The 15,346-nt window shown below is 65.2% G+C and carries 12 protein-coding genes; 5 read left to right on the top strand and 7 right to left on the bottom strand.

Translation table 11 applies throughout. From position 1 onward, the window contains the following. Window positions 1-8: 8 nt before the first annotated feature. The 3 genes from ugpE to ugpB form a co-directional block, all read right to left on the bottom strand. Window positions 9-854 (bottom strand): sn-glycerol-3-phosphate ABC transporter permease UgpE, encoded by an 846-nt coding sequence (gene ugpE, locus HSDC_RS14705; protein ID WP_064700699.1) that lies wholly within the window; start codon window positions 852-854, stop codon window positions 9-11. An 18-nt stretch (window positions 855-872) separates the two neighbouring features. Continuing rightward, window positions 873-1,748 carry a sn-glycerol-3-phosphate ABC transporter permease UgpA gene (gene ugpA / locus HSDC_RS14700; protein ID WP_064700698.1) on the bottom strand — a complete coding sequence of 292 codons (876 nt, stop codon included), beginning with the start codon at window positions 1,746-1,748 and terminating at the stop codon, window positions 873-875. Between the two features lie 71 nt (window positions 1,749-1,819). Beyond that, window positions 1,820-3,136, bottom strand: coding sequence for a sn-glycerol-3-phosphate ABC transporter substrate-binding protein UgpB (ugpB, locus tag HSDC_RS14695; RefSeq protein WP_064700697.1), 1,317 nt, complete (start codon window positions 3,134-3,136; stop codon window positions 1,820-1,822). Window positions 3,137-3,465: 329 nt separating this feature from the next. Between ugpB and HSDC_RS14690 the strand changes: the two genes are divergently transcribed. Then, the gene (locus HSDC_RS14690; RefSeq protein WP_064700779.1) at window positions 3,466-4,038 is read left to right on the top strand and encodes a hypothetical protein; all 573 of its coding nucleotides are present in this window, start codon (window positions 3,466-3,468) and stop codon (window positions 4,036-4,038) included. 71 nt (window positions 4,039-4,109) lie between these two features. Here HSDC_RS14690 and azu read toward each other — a convergent pair whose 3' ends face one another. Continuing rightward, window positions 4,110-4,577: an azurin gene (gene azu / locus HSDC_RS14685; protein ID WP_137055336.1), complete on the bottom strand. Its 468-nt coding sequence runs from the start codon at window positions 4,575-4,577 to the stop codon at window positions 4,110-4,112. 186 nt (window positions 4,578-4,763) lie between these two features. Here azu and HSDC_RS14680 point away from each other — a divergent pair, with 186 nt between their 5' ends. After that, a complete protein-coding gene (locus HSDC_RS14680) occupies window positions 4,764-5,741 on the top strand; it encodes an NADPH:quinone reductase (RefSeq protein WP_064700696.1) in 978 nt (325 codons plus the stop codon). A 74-nt stretch (window positions 5,742-5,815) separates the two neighbouring features. On the opposite strand, the gene HSDC_RS14675 is transcribed toward HSDC_RS14680, so the two are convergent. Further along, window positions 5,816-6,721 carry a MurR/RpiR family transcriptional regulator gene (locus tag HSDC_RS14675; protein ID WP_064700777.1) on the bottom strand — a complete coding sequence of 302 codons (906 nt, stop codon included), beginning with the start codon at window positions 6,719-6,721 and terminating at the stop codon, window positions 5,816-5,818. 155 nt (window positions 6,722-6,876) lie between these two features. Here HSDC_RS14675 and HSDC_RS14670 point away from each other — a divergent pair, with 155 nt between their 5' ends. The 3 genes from HSDC_RS14670 to HSDC_RS14660 all read left to right on the top strand — a co-directional run bounded on the left by HSDC_RS14670 (window position 6,877) and on the right by HSDC_RS14660 (window position 10,722). Further along, window positions 6,877-8,205 carry an aspartate aminotransferase family protein gene (locus HSDC_RS14670; RefSeq protein WP_064700695.1) on the top strand — a complete coding sequence of 443 codons (1,329 nt, stop codon included), beginning with the start codon at window positions 6,877-6,879 and terminating at the stop codon, window positions 8,203-8,205. Window positions 8,206-8,218: 13 nt separating this feature from the next. Further along, window positions 8,219-8,788, top strand: a complete 570-nt coding sequence (locus HSDC_RS14665) for a carboxymuconolactone decarboxylase family protein (protein WP_064700694.1) — start codon at window positions 8,219-8,221, stop codon at window positions 8,786-8,788. Window positions 8,789-8,922: 134 nt separating this feature from the next. After that, entirely contained in the window at window positions 8,923-10,722 is a 1,800-nt protein-coding gene (locus tag HSDC_RS14660; protein ID WP_064700693.1) for an SLC13 family permease, read from the top strand. 63 nt (window positions 10,723-10,785) lie between these two features. Here HSDC_RS14660 and HSDC_RS14655 read toward each other — a convergent pair whose 3' ends face one another. Beyond that, window positions 10,786-13,233, bottom strand: coding sequence for an acyl-CoA dehydrogenase (locus HSDC_RS14655; RefSeq protein ID WP_064700692.1), 2,448 nt, complete (start codon window positions 13,231-13,233; stop codon window positions 10,786-10,788). A gap of 251 nt (window positions 13,234-13,484) precedes the next feature. Beyond that, window positions 13,485-15,176 carry a choline dehydrogenase gene (gene betA / locus HSDC_RS14650; protein WP_064700691.1) on the bottom strand — a complete coding sequence of 564 codons (1,692 nt, stop codon included), beginning with the start codon at window positions 15,174-15,176 and terminating at the stop codon, window positions 13,485-13,487. Window positions 15,177-15,346: the final 170 nt, after the last annotated feature.

Raw genomic sequence — 15,346 nt, 5'->3', positions numbered from 1 at the left:
TGATTCGGTCATTTCTCGGCGTCGACCAGTCCCTTCACGAAGTAGCGCTGCATCAGCACGATCACCGCGACCGGCGGCAGCATGGCCAGCAGGGCGGTGGCCATGACGGCTTGCCAGGGCACCAGGTTGTCGGCCGAGGAAAGCAGGCGCTTGAGGCTGACCACGATCGTCATGTAATCCGACTCGGTGGTGATCAGCAGCGGCCAGAGATACTGGTTCCAGCCATAGAGGAACATGATCACGAACAGGGCGGCGATGTTGGTCTTCGACAGCGGCAGCAGGATGTCCTTGAGAAAGCGCCAGGGGCCGGCGCCGTCGACCCGAGCCGCCTCGAGCAGCTCCGGCGGTACGGTGAGGTAGAACTGGCGGAAGAGGAAGGTGGCGGTGGCGCTGGCGATCAGCGGCAGGATCAGCCCGGCATAGGAGTTCAGCAGGTTGAGGTCGGCCGCAATCTTGTAGGTGGGCATGATGCGCACCTCCACCGGCAGCATCAGGGTGATGAAGATCAGCCAGAAGCACAGCCGACGCAGCGGAAAGCGGAAGAAGACGATGGCATAGGCGGCGAGGATGGCGATGAAGATCTTGCCGCAGGCGATGCCCAGCGCCATGACCGTGGAGTTGAACAGCAGCCTGGCCACGTCGGTGCCGAGGCGGGCCACCGGTTCGCTGAGCACGGCGTGGAAGTTGCCGAGTCCCTGCTCGCCGAACCACAGCGGTGCGGTGCCGGTGTACAGCGAGGCCTGGTCGTGGGTGGCGGCGGTGATGGCCAGCCAGACCGGCAGGCAGAAGGCGAGCAGGGCCAGGATCAGCAGGGCGTGACTGGCGATGTCGAGGCCGGGGCGGCGGTAGCGCATCGTGGTCGTTCTCCGGGGTCAGTACTGTACCTTGCGTTCGAGATAGCGGAACTGCAGCAGGGTCAGCAGCCCCACCAGCAGCATCAGCAGCACCGACTGCGCCGCGCTGGAGCCCAGGTCGTAGCCGATGAAGCCATCCTCGTAGACCTTGTAGACCAGCGTTCGCGTGGCGCCGCCAGGGCCGCCGGCGGTCGTGGCGTCGATGGTGCCGAAGGTCTCGAAGAAGGCGTAGACGCTGTTCATCACCAGCAGAAAGAAGCTGGTCGGCGACAGCAGGGGAAAGGTGATGGTCCAGAAGCGTCGCCAGGGACCCGCGTTATCGATGGCCGCGGCCTCCAGCAAGCTCCTCGGAATGGCCTGCAACCCGGCCAGGAAGAACACGAAGTTGTAGCTCATCTGCTTCCAGATCGAGGCCATCACCACCAGCGCCATGGCCTGGCCGCCATTGAGCTGATGGTTCCAGTCGATGCCGAGTGCACCGAGCCAGGCACTGATCAGGCCGAGCTCGGGGTCGAGCATGAACATCCACAACACGCCGGCCACTGCCGGTGCCACGGCATAGGGCCAGATCAACAGTGTCTTGTAGCCGTGGGCGCCCTTGATCACACGGTCGGCGAGCACCGCCAGCAGCAGTGCCAGCGCCATGGCGCCGAGCGCCACGCCGATGCTGAAGGCAACGGTGATACCGAGCGCCCGATAATACTCTGCCGAGGCCAGCACGCGGGCGAAGTTCTCGAAGGCGACGAAGGTGCGGCCGAGACCGAAGGGGTCCTCGACATAGAAGGCCTGGAGGACGGCTTGGGCGGCCGGCCAGAAGAAAAAGACCGCGACGATGACCAACTGAGGGGCCAGCAGCAGCCAGGGCGTGAGGCGGTGACGTTGAAAAGTCGCCATGGTGATCCGTCATAGCTGTTCAGGAGAGGCCGGAACGCCACGAGGCGTTCCGGTGCAGGCGTGCCGATGGCTCAGTCGTTGGCTTGCTGGAAGCGTTCCAGCAGCTCGTTGCTGCGGCTCACGGCCTCGTCCATGCCTTCCTGGACGCCGATGTCACCATTGAAGATCTTCTCCAGTTGTTCCTCGATCACGTCACGGATCTGAGGCATGTTGCCCAGACGCAGCCCCTTGGAGTTGGCCGTTGGCGTGACGCCGGTCATCTGCTCGATGGCCACGGCACTGCCGGGATTGTCTTCGTAGAAGCCTTGTTCCTGGCCGAGTTCGTAGGCGGCCTCGGTGATCGGCAGGTAGCCGGAGAACTGGTGCCAGTCGGCCTGGACCTCGGCGGAGGAGAGGTAGTCGAAGAATTCGGCGACACCCTGGTAGACCTCATCGCTCTGCCCTGCCAGAACCCACAGCGAGGCGCCGCCGATGATGCTGTTCTGCGGCGTGTCGATCAGCTCGCTCGAATAGGGCAACGGTGCCACGGAGAACTCGAAGTCCTCGGCGTTGGCGCGCACGCCTGCCAGCGAAGCGGAGGAGGCCATCAGCATGGCGCATCGACCGGTGTAGAAGGCCGGTGCAGCCTCGTCGAAGCGCCCGCCGTAGTCGAAGCGGCCGTCCTGCTGCCAGTCGGTCAGGCGCTGGATGTGGTCGACGACGGCGGTGTCGTTGATGGTCAGGCGTGCATCGAGGCCACCGAAACCGTTCTCTTCGGTGGCGAAGGGCAGGTCGTGGCGGGCGGAGAAGTTCTCGAGCTGGATCCAGGAAGGCCAAGTGGTGGTCATGCCGCATTCGGCGGCGCCGGAGTCGACGATCTGGCCGAGAGCCTCGCCGAGCCCTTCCCAGGTGGCCGGGACCTCATCCACGCCGGCCTCGGCGAGGATGTCGCGATTGACGTAGACCACCGGCGTCGAGGAGTTGAAGGGCATGGACAGCATCTGGCCGTCGCCGTTGGTGTAGTAGCCGGTCACGGCAGGCAGGAAGGCATCCGGGTCGAAGTCGAGGCCCGAGTCGGCCATCAGTTCGTGCACCGGCACGATGGCCCCCTCGGCATTCATCATGGTGGCGGTGCCGACCTCGTAGATCTGCACGATGGCCGGTGCTTCATTGGCACGGAAGGCCGCGATGGCGCTGGTCATGGTTTCGGAGTAGTTGCCGCGAAACGATGGCTTGACGACATAGTCGTCCTGGGTTTCGTTGAAGTTCGCGGCGATCTCATCGACCTTGTTGCCCAGTTCGCCTCCCATGGCATGCCACCAGGCGATCTCGGTAGCGCCTTGGGCGGAAAGCGACAGGCCGGCGGCGGCCAGCCCCAGGGTCAGTGCTCCAGCGTGGATACGCGACATCGGTGTCTCCTTGTCTCTTGTCGGGTCTTGCATCGGAAAGCCCGAGCCATGCGACGGCCTGGGCAGTCAGGCCCCGGCACATTAGGTCATGACGATGACAACTCCATGAAAGCTAGATCATGCCCTCGGGGACCGCCATGCTGCGGGGGCGAAGGAGGAAAAGATAAGAAGGAAGAACCGCTATGCCGGGTTATCTCGGTTGCATCTGTCGACGGATCAGCCTCGGGCAGATATCACTATCGATGTTGTGCGGGGAGAGAGAGCCCGGTGGGGGAATATGATAGGCTGCGCGGCTCATATCGAGGCGTGTGATGGACGAGGAAGAATCGATGAGAGTGGTGCATGTCAAGAACGAGGACCAGCGCGAGGCGTGCCTGGCACGGTTGTGTGCCGAGGTCTACGGTCACCAGGCCGGTATCGCGCCGCTGGCAACCTTCGCCGGTGTGCTGGGGGTGCTGGTCAAGCAGGAAGCGGCCCGCGTGCTGGCACTGGTCGATGACGATGCGCAGCCGGTCGCATTGGCGCTGCTGGCGCTGGACGAGGCGGGTGAGGGCATGAATGTCATGCAACTGGCCTCGCTGACCGACAGCAAGGTGGCCGATCCGGCTGGACGCCTGGTGGCCGAACTGGCCTTGCGCGCGCCCTTGCGGGTGGATGCCATGAACGAGGCACAACAGCAACGCTTCGAGGCTGCCGGTATCAAGCGCTGGTTCGACGGCAAGAGCGGCGTGCGTATCGGGCTTGGGCCCAAGCATCCCGCTTCGGGACTCGATGACCTGCCGCGCACGCTGACAGTGGATGAAAACGCCGTGGCGCAATCCTTCAAGCGCGACCGTGAGGCCTTCGAGGACTACAAGCGCCGCTTTATTCGCGGGTTGGAGTCGTTTCCGCTATCTCTGTGATGGCCGTGCTCTGTGATGGCCGTGCCGAAGACGACGCCCGGCGTGCCAGGCGTCGTTGCAAGGGGAGTGATTTACTCCTCGGTGACCGTGAAGGTCCCCTGCATGGAAGCGAAGTGGCCGGGGAAGGAGCAGAAGAAGGTCAGGTCTCGGCCTGCCAGGTCCTCGGTGGAGAACTCGATGCTGGTGCTTTCGCCACCGCCGATGATCTCGGTAGCGGCGATGACGCGGTCATCGTCGGTCGGCAGGTAGTCGCTTTCCAGACCGGCCTTCATGCCTTCCTGGGACAAGGCCTGGGCATCCTCGGTGGCGGAGAGTACCCAGTTGTGGCCCATCACGTTGGCATCCATCGAGCCGGTGTGTTCCAGCGTCAGCGTGACGGTCTCGCAGCTGGCGGGTACGCTCAGCGAGTCGGTGTCGAACTGCATCTGATCGTTGCTTTCGACGGTCAGCTTGCAGGCCTCGTCGTCGGCGGCAAAGGTCGGGGCGCTGGTCAGGGCGGCCGCGAGGCCGACGGCGGTCAACATCCAGGTGATTTTCATGATGACGCTCCTGTTGAGTGTGTCGTCAATGAGATTGTATTTCTGTATACACAACACTCATTCTTTTGTAGCCATTTGGATCTGTCAAGCGACTTCGGCGGTGATGCCCCAATGCTCGACTTGACCCGCTGCCAGCATAACGCTTGACTGGTTCTCCAGTTCATTAGCGAATTAAGGAATGCCCCCATGGTCAAGCGTATCGAGTTTTCCCGCACTGGTGGCCCGGAAGTGCTCGAGTTCGTCGATGCTCCGCTGGTCGAGCCGCAAGCCGGTGAGGTGCGGATTCGACATCAGGCCGTCGGCCTGAACTTCATCGATATCTATTTTAGAACCGGTCTCTATCCCGTGCCTTCCTTGCCCTCCGGACTGGGCACCGAGGGAGCAGGTGTCGTCGAGGCGGTGGGCGATGGCGTCGAGCACCTGGCAGTGGGAGACCGGGTCGCCTATGCCCAGGGCCCCCTGGGCGCCTATGCCGAGCAGCACGTCGTACCGGCCGATAAGGTCGTGGCACTGCCTGACGGGGTCGATGGCGAGACGGCGGCTGCGTCGATGCTCAAGGGGCTGACCGTACAGTATCTGCTGCGTCAGACCTATCGGCTCGAGGGCGGCGAGACCATTCTCTTTCATGCGGCTGCCGGTGGGGTGGGCTCGATTGCCTGTCAGTGGGCCCGGGCACTCGGCGTGAAGCTGATCGGCACGGTCAGCTCTCCCGAGAAGGCAGCGCTGGCCCGGGAAAATGGGGCCTGGGCGACCATCGACTATACCCGCGAGGATGTCGTCGAGCGGGTGCGCGAACTGACCGACGGGGCGATGTGCGACGTGGTCTACGACTCGGTCGGCAAGGATACCTGGGAGACCTCGCTGGACTGCCTGAAAAAGCGCGGCCTGATGGTCAGCTTCGGCAACGCCTCGGGGCCGGTCGAGGGCGTCAACATTGGTATTCTCAACCAGAAGGGAGCGCTCTACGTAACGCGGCCGAGCCTCAATGGCTATGCCGATACGCGCGAGCGCCTGGAGAGCATGTGCGCTGATCTGTTCGCGATGCTGGAGAGCGGCCAGGTGAAGATCGACATCGCCCAGCGCTTTCCGCTCGCCGAGGCGGGCAAGGCCCAGGAGGCGCTGGCCGGACGCCTGACGACCGGCTCCACTATCCTGGTGCCCTGATGCCCTGATGCCCTGATGCCCTGATGCCCTGACGCCCTGTTGCCCTGCTCCGAGCCGCCTGGGCACGGGGAATGTCACAGCGAGGCGTCGAGTTCGCCGATCAAGCGCTCGCGCCGCTTCAGTGCGGTGAGGCCGGTCTCGCCGAGTTGGTTCGCCGCCTCGCTCAACAGTCCTTCCACCAGCAGCATGAAGGCGCACATGCTATTGCTGAAGAACAGACTGTGGTTGGGCACCGGGAAACTGTATCGCGCAACCTTGGCGAGCGGAGAGGCCGTGGAGTCCGTCAGGGCAATGACCCGGATACCCTGGCGGGCCGCCACCTCGGCGGTCGTCAGCACACTGGGGGTATAGGGAAAGCAGCTTGCCACCACCAGCACATCGCCCTCACCGAGCTGGGCCAAGGCATCCGCGACGCCATGTCGCGCGGCATCGAGCGGTGCCACGTCCGGACGCAGCATGCCCAGGCCATAGGCCATGAACGATGCCAGCGAGGCGAACTGGCGCATGCCGTGCACCCTCACGCGACGCGCCTCGGCCAGCAGCCCGGCGGCCTCCACGAAGCTCACTTCATCGATTTCCGCCACCATATCGCCGATATTGGCGCTCTCCTGGCGTCCCAGGCGGGACAACCGGGCATGACTGCCGTCGTTGCCATCACCGTCCAGCAGGCGGGAGACCTGATCGCTGTAGAAGCTCTTGCCTTCGGTGACGTTGCGACGAAAGACGCCCTGCAGGCCGGCGAAGCCATCGAACCCCAGGCGCTGGGCCAGGCGAGATAGCGTGGAGGGGCTGACGCTCAGGCGTTCGGCCAGCTCGCTGATCGAGGACACCGCGGCCTGCTGGGGAGCGGTGACCAGCGCGGTCAGCACATGGCGCGAGCGCTTGCCCAGGCGTACCGAACCCTCGCCGTCCTCGATATCGGCGAGCAGGCGCTCGAGGTCTCCGAGCGTTTCGGGGCGGGGTGAGGCGGATGGCGTCATGGTGAATTCCGGGGTGTCCTGAGCGGTTGGCGAACGGACGAGCATTGTAGCGTCCGGGGAAGGTGGCGTCAGTGAGGCAGGGGTCATATTTGCAGATATATTTCCTTATTGACAGTATAGGAAATATTATTGCTTATAGAGCCCGGGAGGGCAGCATGAGTCACGTCTTTCATCGTCATCTGAAACAGCGCTATCCCACCGCCGTGGGTGGCGAGGGCCCTTATCTGATCGACGCCGAGGGGCGTCGTTACCTGGATGCCTGCGGTGGCGCCGCCGTCTCATGCCTGGGCCACCGCGACGGCGAGGTGATCGAGGCGGTTCGCGAGCAGGTCGGTCGACTCGCCTATGCGCATACCTCCTTTTTCACCAGCGAGCCGATGGAGGCGCTGGCCGATTTCCTGGTCGAGCGGGCACCGGAAGGGTTGTCATCGGTCTATTTCGTTTCGGGGGGCTCCGAGGCGGTGGAGGCGGCGCTGAAAATGGCGCGCCAGTATTTCCTAGAGCGTGGCGAGCCCGAGCGCAGGCACCTGATCGCGCGGCGGCAGAGTTATCACGGCAACACCCTGGGCGCGCTGGCCACCGGCGGCAACGCCTGGCGGCGGCGTCCGTTCGAGCCGCTGCTGGTGGAGGTCGGCCATGTCAGCCCGTGTTATGCCTATCGTGGCCAGGCCGCGGGTGAGACGCCGGAGGCCTATGGCGAGCGCCTGGCCGCGGAGCTCGAAGACGAGATCCAGCGCCTGGGGCCGGAGACGGTGATGGCCTTCGTGGCCGAGCCCGTGGTAGGCGCGACGCTTGGCGCGGTGCCGGCAGTACCGGGCTACTTCAAGCGGGTACGCGAGATCTGCGATCGCCACGGCATCCTGCTGATCCTCGACGAGGTGATGTGCGGCATGGGGCGTACCGGCAGCCTCTTCGCCGCCGAACAGGAGGGCGTGGCACCGGACCTGACAACCATTGCCAAGGGATTGGGAGCCGGTTACCAGCCGATCGGCGCGACCCTGGTGAGCGAACGCATCCGCGAGGCCATCGCCGAGGGCTCGGGCTTCTTTCAGCATGGCCATACCTACATTGGCCACGCCACTGCCTGTGCCGCGGCGTTGGCGGTGCAACGCGCCATCGAATCGCGCGATTTGATGGCCCGCGTGCGCTGGTTGGGTGACGGGCTGCAGCAGCGACTCGAGGCGCGTTTCGGCGATCATCCCCATGTCGGCGATATTCGCGGGCGCGGGCTGTTCCGCGGCCTCGAGCTGGTGGCCGATCGCGGCGACAAGACGCCGTTCGATCCGGCCCGCAAGCTGCATGCCGCCATCAAGCGCACGGCCATGGACGAGGGGCTGATGTGCTATCCGATGGGCGGCACCCTCGATGGCCAACGAGGTGACCATATCCTGCTGGCACCGCCGTTCATTCTCGAGGAATTCCATCTGGATGAAATCGTCGACAAGCTCGATGCGACCCTGAAGCGCGTTGTCGACCCTCATTGAAGGAGCCTGACCGATGTCGATCGAATCCCGTCTCTCGCCGCTGAACGAGGCGCACATGGCCCCCGAGCAGCGCCGTGTGCTGGACACCATTCTCAGCGGCCCACGCGGCAATCTGGACGGCCCCTTTCTGGCCTGGATCCACAGCCCGGAGCTGGCCGATCACGCCCAGCGCCTGGGGGCCTTCTGCCGCTACGGCACGCGCCTGGAGTTGCGGCTGACCGAGCTGGCGATCCTGTTCACCGCTGCCTGGTGGCAGTCCCAGGCGGAGTGGCAGATCCATGAACCCATTGCCCGTGAGGCCGGCGTCGCCGAGGCGGTGATCGAGGCCCTGCGCGAAGGTCGCGAGCCGACCTTCGAACGCGACGACGAGGCGTTGGTGGTGCGCCTGGGTGAGTCGCTCTATACCAGCCGCCGCGTCGACGAGGCGCTCTACGCCGAGGCCGTGGCGGTCTTCGGCGAGCCGGCGATGGTCGAGCTGGTGGGCGTGTTCGGCTACTACGCCCTGGTGGCCATGACGCTCAACGTCTTCGAGGTGCGCCGCGGCGATGGCCCGCTGCCGTTTGCCGAGCCGCCTGGCTCGTGACGCCCCGTGGCATGCCGTTCCTTCATTGAGGCACTGAGCGGTTGGCGGGCGGCCGGGTTGCATCGACAGTGTCCCTCAAGCGTTCGATGCGGCTATGCTGGCGGTATCTCCTTTGTCATGGATGACTGAACGCCATGGATGATAGCACCCTGGTCTTTGCGCTTCTTGGTTTGACGCTGGCCGCCTTCATCTGGGGGCGATTTCGCTATGACCTGGTTGCCCTGGCCGCATTGCTGGCGGCGGTACTGCTGGGCCTGGTGCCGGCGGAGGAGGCATTTCTCGGCTTTGGTCATCCGGCGGTGATCACGGTGGCGGCGGTGCTGGTCCTCAGTCGTGGATTCGAACGCTCCGGCCTGGTCGACCTGATCGCCGAGCAGGCGCTCAAGGTCGGTGACCGCCTGTTGCTGCAGCTACTGGTGCTGGTTGGTGCAGTGCTGGTGCTTTCCGGGGTGATGAACAATGTCGGGGCCCTGGCGTTGATGCTGCCGGTCGCGATTCGCATGGCCCGGGAGCACGGCACTCCGCCGTCACTGTTGCTGATGCCGCTGGCCTTCGGTTCACTGCTGGGTGGCCTGACCACCCTGATCGGCACGCCGCCCAACATCATCATTTCCAGTTATCGCGGCTCCCTTGGGGCCGACAACTTCGGCATGTTCTCGTTCTTTCCCGTCGGGGCGACGGTCGCCCTGGTCGGGCTCGCCTTCATCGTGCTGCTGGGCTGGCGCCTGGTGCCCAAGCGTGCCGGTAGTGCGTCCACCGAGGCGATGTTCGATACCGCCCATTACCTGGTGGAGCTGCGCGTGCCGGAAAAGGCCAAGGCGGAAGGCTGGACCCTGCTTGATCTGCGCCAGGCCGTCGACGAGGACATCCCGGTACTGGCGGTGGTTCGCGACGAACGTCGTCACGCCGGGCACAGGTTTCACGGCGTGTTGCGCGAGGGCGATATCCTGCTGGTGGAGGCTGGCCCCGAGGAAATGAAGCTGCTCGAGGACAAGGCGGGCCTGGAGATGGGGCCGGAACCCGGCGACGAGCCGGCGTCGGAAGAAGAGCGCGAGGAAGGCGAGGCCTTCGATCCCGAGGGACTGCATCTGGTGGAGGCGGTGGTCAGAAACGACTCCATGATGATCAACCGTACCGTGGCCCAGTTGCGCCTGCACAACCAGTATGGCCTGCATCTGGTGGCGGTGGCCCGTGACGGTGGCCGGCTCAATCAGCGGCTGCGGGACATCCGCTTCCGGGCCGGTGACGTGCTGTTGCTGCAAGGAGGCGAGAATGAACTTACCGACAGCCTGACGACCCTGGGCTGCCTGCCGCTGGCCAAGCGCGATTTGAGCCTTGGTCAGCCGCGCCTGCTGCTAGTGTCGGTGGCCATCTTCGCTACCGCCATCCTGGCCATGGTGCTGGACCTGCTGCCAGCCTCGGTGGCGCTGGCCGGGGCGGCGCTGGTGTCACTGCTGGTGGGCGTGCTGCCGCTGCGCGACGGATATCAGGCCATCGACGGTCCGGTGATCGTCTTGCTGGGGGCGATGATTCCGGTGGGCCAGACGCTGGAAACCAGTGGCGGTGCTGCCTTGATCGCCGAGGGGATGCTGGCGCTGGGCAGCGAGTGGCCGGTCGTGGTGACCCTGGCGGGACTCTTCCTGTTGAGCACCCTGTTGTCCAATGTGGTCAACAACGCCGCCGCGGCCTTGCTGATGGCGCCCATCGCGGCGAGCCTGGCCAAGGGATTCGATGCCTCCCTGGATCCCTTTCTGATGGTGGTGGCGGTCAGTGCCTCCTGTGCCTTCCTGACCCCTATCGGACATCAATCCAACACCCTGGTGATGGGACCCGGCGGCTATCGTTTCGGCGATTACTGGTGGCTGGGGCTGCCGCTGTCGCTGGTCGTGATGGTCGTGACCGTGCCGATGGTATTACTGGTCTGGCCCGTGTAGCGCCCAATATCGCAAAAGCCCCGGCGCAGGGCCGGGGCATCGAGTGACGGTGAGAAGCGTGGATCAGGCGGGGTGGTGACGCAGCACCTTGGACTTGTCGATGACGAAGGCGTCGTAGTCGAAGTCATCCACGGTCAGCATGTCCAGCACCTCGGCCTCGCGCTGGCGCATGAAGGTAGCGTCCTCGTCGCTGATCAGCCCGGCGGCGAGAGCGGCTTCCACCTGCTGTTCGGGATGCAGGGCCTCGGCCGGGATCTCGCCCTTGGCGTGTGCCTTGCCGACCGTGCGATACAGGGCCTCGGCACGTTCCTGCGTGGCCAGCAGGGCATTGTAGCGTGCCAGGGGATTGTCCTGAGGGCCGTCGTCGGTGTCCCAGGTATTGCTGATGAGCTTGTGGCGCAGGGCGCTGTCGCGGGAGACGGACTGGGCGATGGCTCGCGACAGGTCATCCTGCGGGCGTGACCAGCGCCGGCCGAGCGGCATGATGATCAGGCGCAGTGTGCGGCCGAGGGCGCGGTTGGGCAGGTTCTCGAACAGCTCGACGAAGGCCTGCTCGGCGCGTCCCAGCAGCAGACGGGCGGCATAGTGCAGCAGGGTGTCCTCGCCCTCGACGCGGTCGCCTTCGTGCCATTGCTTGAGCAGCATGCTGGCCAGATAGAGGTTGGAGAGCACGTCGCCGAGCCGGGCGGAAAGCATCTCGCGCTGCTTGAGCTTCGAGCCGAGGCTGGCCATGGCGGCGTCGGCGGCGAGGCCGAAGCCGGCGGACAGGCGTGCGATGTCGCGGGCGTAGGGCGCGGCGACATCGTCGAAGGGAACGCTGGGCTTGCCGATGCCCAGCCCCTGGGTCAGGGCGCGGGCGGCGTTGCCGAGGATCAGGCCGGCGTGGTTGAAGAAGGCCTGGTCGAAGGCCTTGGGATCGTCGGCATCCTTGGCGGCCAGTTCCTCGAGGACGTAGGGATGGCAGCGGATTGCGCCCTGGCCGAAGATCATCAGGTTGCGCGTCATGATGTTGGCGCCCTCGACGGTGATGGCCACCGGGTTGGCGCTGTAGCCGATGCCGAGATAGTTGCGCGGCCCGAGCGTCACGGCCTTGCCGCCATGGATATCCATGGCATCGGCGAGGATGACGCGCTGGAACTCGGTCAACTGGCTCTTGAGAATCGCCGAGGGCACGGCCGGCTTCTCGCCGTGGTCGATGGTATTGGCGGTCTGATAGACGGCCGCCTGGGCGATGTAGGCTAGTGCGCTCATGCGAGCCAGGGGTTCCTGGACGCCTTCCATCTCGGCCACCGGTACGTTGAACTGGCGGCGAATACGGGCAAAGCCGCCGCTCCAGCCGATGGCGTAACGGGCGGTGCCGGTGGCGCCGGAGGGCAGGGTGATGCAGCGGCCGACGGACAGGCACTCGACCAGCATGCGCCAGCCCTGGCCGATCATTTCCTCACCGCCGATGATGGTCGAGAGCGGCACGAAGACCTTGTCGCCCTTGATCGGGCCATTGAGGAAGGGGCTGCCGATGGGGTGGTGGCGACGGCCGATCTGCATGCCTTCGGTGTCGCGGGGAATCAACGCCAGGGTGATGCCGCGATCCTCGTCATCGCCGAGCAGGTGATCGGGGTCGAACAGGCGGAAGGCCAGGCCGACCACACTGGCGATGGGGGCCAGGGTGATCCAGCGTTTCTCGAAGGTCAGCTCCAGGCCGAGCACTTCCTCGCCGTCGATGCTGCGCTTGACCACGATGCCGGTGTCCGGCAGCGAGGTGGCATCGCTGCCCGCGCGCGGCCCGGTCAGCCCGAAGCAGGGGATCTCGCGGCCGTCGGCCAGGCGCGGCAGGTAGTGATCCTTCTGCTCCTGAGTGCCGTACTTGAGCAGCAGCTCGCCCGGGCCGAGGGAGTTGGGCACGCCCACGGTGACCATCAGGGTCTCGTTGATCGCCAGCTTCTGCAGGACTGTCGACTGCGCCTTGGCGGAGAAGCCCAGGCCGCCGTACTCCTTGGGGATGATCATGCCGAAGAAGCGCTCGCGCTTGAGGTAGTCCCAGAGCTCCTGGGGCAGGTCGGCACGCTCGCGGGCGATGTCCCAGGCATTGCACATGCCGGCGGCGACGCTGCACTGGTGATCGACGAAGGCGCGTTCCTCATCGGTCAGGCCATCGTCGCGGAAGGCCAGCAAGCGTTGCCAGTCAGGGCGACCGGAGAAAAGCTGGCCGTCCCAGGCCACGCTGCCGGCTTCCAGCGCGGTGCGTTCAGTATCCGAGACCTTGGGGGCGACCTTCTTGAACATCGCGAACAGCCGCGGCGTCAGCCAGGCGCGTCGCAGCCCCGGCAGGCCGCAGGCGGCGATACCGGCGGTGGCGATCAGCAGCAATACGCCGATCACCGGTGCGCCGGCCAGTACACCGATCAGGCCGGTGACGCCGGTGACCGCCAGTGCCGGCAAGGCCCCGGCCTCGCGGCGCATCACGATGAGCAGGCCGATTATGGCCAGCACGAGCAGGATCAGGGTCAGCATGAGAGTCTCCGGTTCGTTATCATTGGCAAGGATTCGAACATCTGTTTGAATTCTTGCAGAATAGCTCAGTTCGCTGCAAGCGGCCAGCGGATTGAATGTTGTCCCAGCATTCTCGTGAGGGCTGATCCACCGATACGTTCGCGACGTTCTGCGAGGCGATCCGATACTCCTTGCTGGCGTGCGTCGACGCCACAAAGAAGCGCCCCGCGCTGCGGGGCAGGCGGGGCGTCATGGCACGGAGCGGGACGGACTCAGTCGAGTCGGCGCATGGGCGTCTGACGAGCCGGGGCGCCATTGGCGACATAATAGGGGGCCTCGCTCCTCGGCAGCGGTTCGTGTCCCCGGATCTTGTCGGCCATCTTCTCGGCCAGCATGATCGTCGGGGCGTTGAGGTTGCCGGTGGGAATCACCGGGAACAGCGACGCATCGACCACCCTCAGGCCCTCGAGCCCGTGGACACGTCCGGCGCCGTCGACCACAGCGTCATCGCCTTCGCCCATGCGGCAACTGCCACAGGGGTGGTAGGCAGTCTCGGCGTGCTCGCGGACGAAGGCGTCGAGCTCGTCGTCGGACTGCACGTTCGGGCCAGGGGAGATCTCGCGGCCACGATAGGCATCGAAGGCTGGTTGCGCGATGATCTCTCGGGTCAGGCGAATGGCGTCACGGAACTCCTGCCAGTCCTTGTCGGTGGACATGTAGTTGAACAGGATGCTGGGCGCCGCCGCGGGATCGCGGGACGTCAGGCGTACCCGTCCTTCGCTCTCGGAGCGCATCGAACCGACGTGGGCCTGGAAGCCATGGGCCTGGACCGCGCTCTTGCCGTTATAGCTGATGGCGATGGGCAGGAAGTGGTACTGCAGGTTGGGCCATTCTTCCTCGTCGCGGGTACGGATGAAGCCGGCCGCCTCGAACTGGTTGCTGGCACCCACGCCGCTACCCATGAAGAGCCACTCGGCACCGATCTTTGGCTGGTTCCACCATTTCAGGGCCGGGTACAGCGAGATCGGCTGAGTGCATTCGTACTGGATGTACATCTCCAGGTGATCCTGCAGGTGGGCACCGACGTTCTCGTTGACCTGGACCGGCTCGATGCCGAATTCATCGAGCACGTCCTGCGGTCCCACGCCGGAGCGTTGAAGGATCTGCGGCGAGGCGATGGCGCCGGCGCACAGCAGCACTTCGCGGCGTGCACGCACTTCCTGGGGCTGCCCCTTGCGCGCGTAACGAACTCCCGTGGCGCGCTTGCCCTCGAAGGTGATGATGTCGGTGGTGGCGTGGGTCTCGATGGTCAGGTTCGAGCGCGACTTGGCCTGGTCGAGATAGCCGCGTGCCGTGGAGGCACGGCGACCGTTCGGCGTGACGAACCGATCCATCGGGCCGAAGCCTTCCTGCTGGTAGCCGTTGACGTCTTCCGTCGCCGGATAGCCGGCCTGCTGGCCAGCCTCGATGAAGGCGTGATAGAGCGGGTTGTTCCCTTCCTTCGGCGTGGTGACGCTGACCGGGCCATCGCCGCCGTGATAGTCGTTGGGGCCGATGTCGCGCGTCTCGGCCTTGCGGAAGTAGGGCAGGCAGTCGGCGTAGGTCCAGTCCTCCAGGCCGTCGCGCTTGGCCCAGTTGTCGTAGTCTAGGGCGTTGCCGCGGATGTAGCACATGCCGTTGATCAGCGAGGAGCCGCCGAGGCCCTTGCCGCGACCGCACTCCATGCGTCGACCGTTCATGTACGGCTCGGGATCGGTCTCGAAGGCCCAATTGTAACGCTTGCCCTGCAGCGGGTAGGCCAGCGCCGCCGGCATCTGGGTACGGAAGTCGAAGCGATAGTCGGGGCCGCCGGCCTCGAGCAGCAGGACCTTGACGTCCGGGTCCTCGGTCAGTCGAGTGGCCAGGACATTGCCGGCGGAGCCGGCACCGATGATGACGTAGTCGAATTCACGGATCTGGGACATGGAGCCTCCCTGGGCAATGACAAAAAGAGCTCGGTGGAAGATGGGCTTTACCGGCGAAAAGCCTGCGCGAGGGTGCTGTCACCCCATTCCTGGGGGCATCCGACATGCATGGCGGATGCCCCTCGCGTCGCCTTATCTCCGGCGCTCATCTCGCGAATAGCGCCAAGTAG

Origin of the sequence: Halomonas caseinilytica (genome assembly GCF_001662285.1) — a bacterium.
Classification (GTDB): Bacteria; Pseudomonadota; Gammaproteobacteria; order Pseudomonadales; family Halomonadaceae; genus Halomonas; species Halomonas caseinilytica.
The sequence above is the reverse complement of the archived record's forward strand: the minus strand, read 5'-3'. Positions and strand labels throughout refer to the sequence as shown.

Bases quoted from the DNA above. Each gene is read 5' to 3' on its own strand.
- ugpE (WP_064700699.1), bottom strand. From the start codon at position 854: ATGCGCTACCGCCGCCCCGGCCTCGACATCGCCAGTCACGCCCTGCTG.
- ugpA (WP_064700698.1), bottom strand. From the start codon at position 1,748: ATGGCGACTTTTCAACGTCACCGCCTCACGCCCTGGCTGCTGCTGGCC.
- ugpB (WP_064700697.1), bottom strand. From the start codon at position 3,136: ATGTCGCGTATCCACGCTGGAGCACTGACCCTGGGGCTGGCCGCCGCC.
- HSDC_RS14690 (WP_064700779.1), top strand. From the start codon at position 3,466: ATGAGAGTGGTGCATGTCAAGAACGAGGACCAGCGCGAGGCGTGCCTG.
- azu (WP_137055336.1), bottom strand. From the start codon at position 4,577: ATGAAAATCACCTGGATGTTGACCGCCGTCGGCCTCGCGGCCGCCCTG.
- HSDC_RS14680 (WP_064700696.1), top strand. From the start codon at position 4,764: ATGGTCAAGCGTATCGAGTTTTCCCGCACTGGTGGCCCGGAAGTGCTC.
- HSDC_RS14675 (WP_064700777.1), bottom strand. From the start codon at position 6,721: ATGACGCCATCCGCCTCACCCCGCCCCGAAACGCTCGGAGACCTCGAG.
- HSDC_RS14670 (WP_064700695.1), top strand. From the start codon at position 6,877: ATGAGTCACGTCTTTCATCGTCATCTGAAACAGCGCTATCCCACCGCC.
- HSDC_RS14665 (WP_064700694.1), top strand. From the start codon at position 8,219: ATGTCGATCGAATCCCGTCTCTCGCCGCTGAACGAGGCGCACATGGCC.
- HSDC_RS14660 (WP_064700693.1), top strand. From the start codon at position 8,923: ATGGATGATAGCACCCTGGTCTTTGCGCTTCTTGGTTTGACGCTGGCC.
- HSDC_RS14655 (WP_064700692.1), bottom strand. From the start codon at position 13,233: ATGCTGACCCTGATCCTGCTCGTGCTGGCCATAATCGGCCTGCTCATC.
- betA (WP_064700691.1), bottom strand. From the start codon at position 15,176: ATGTCCCAGATCCGTGAATTCGACTACGTCATCATCGGTGCCGGCTCC.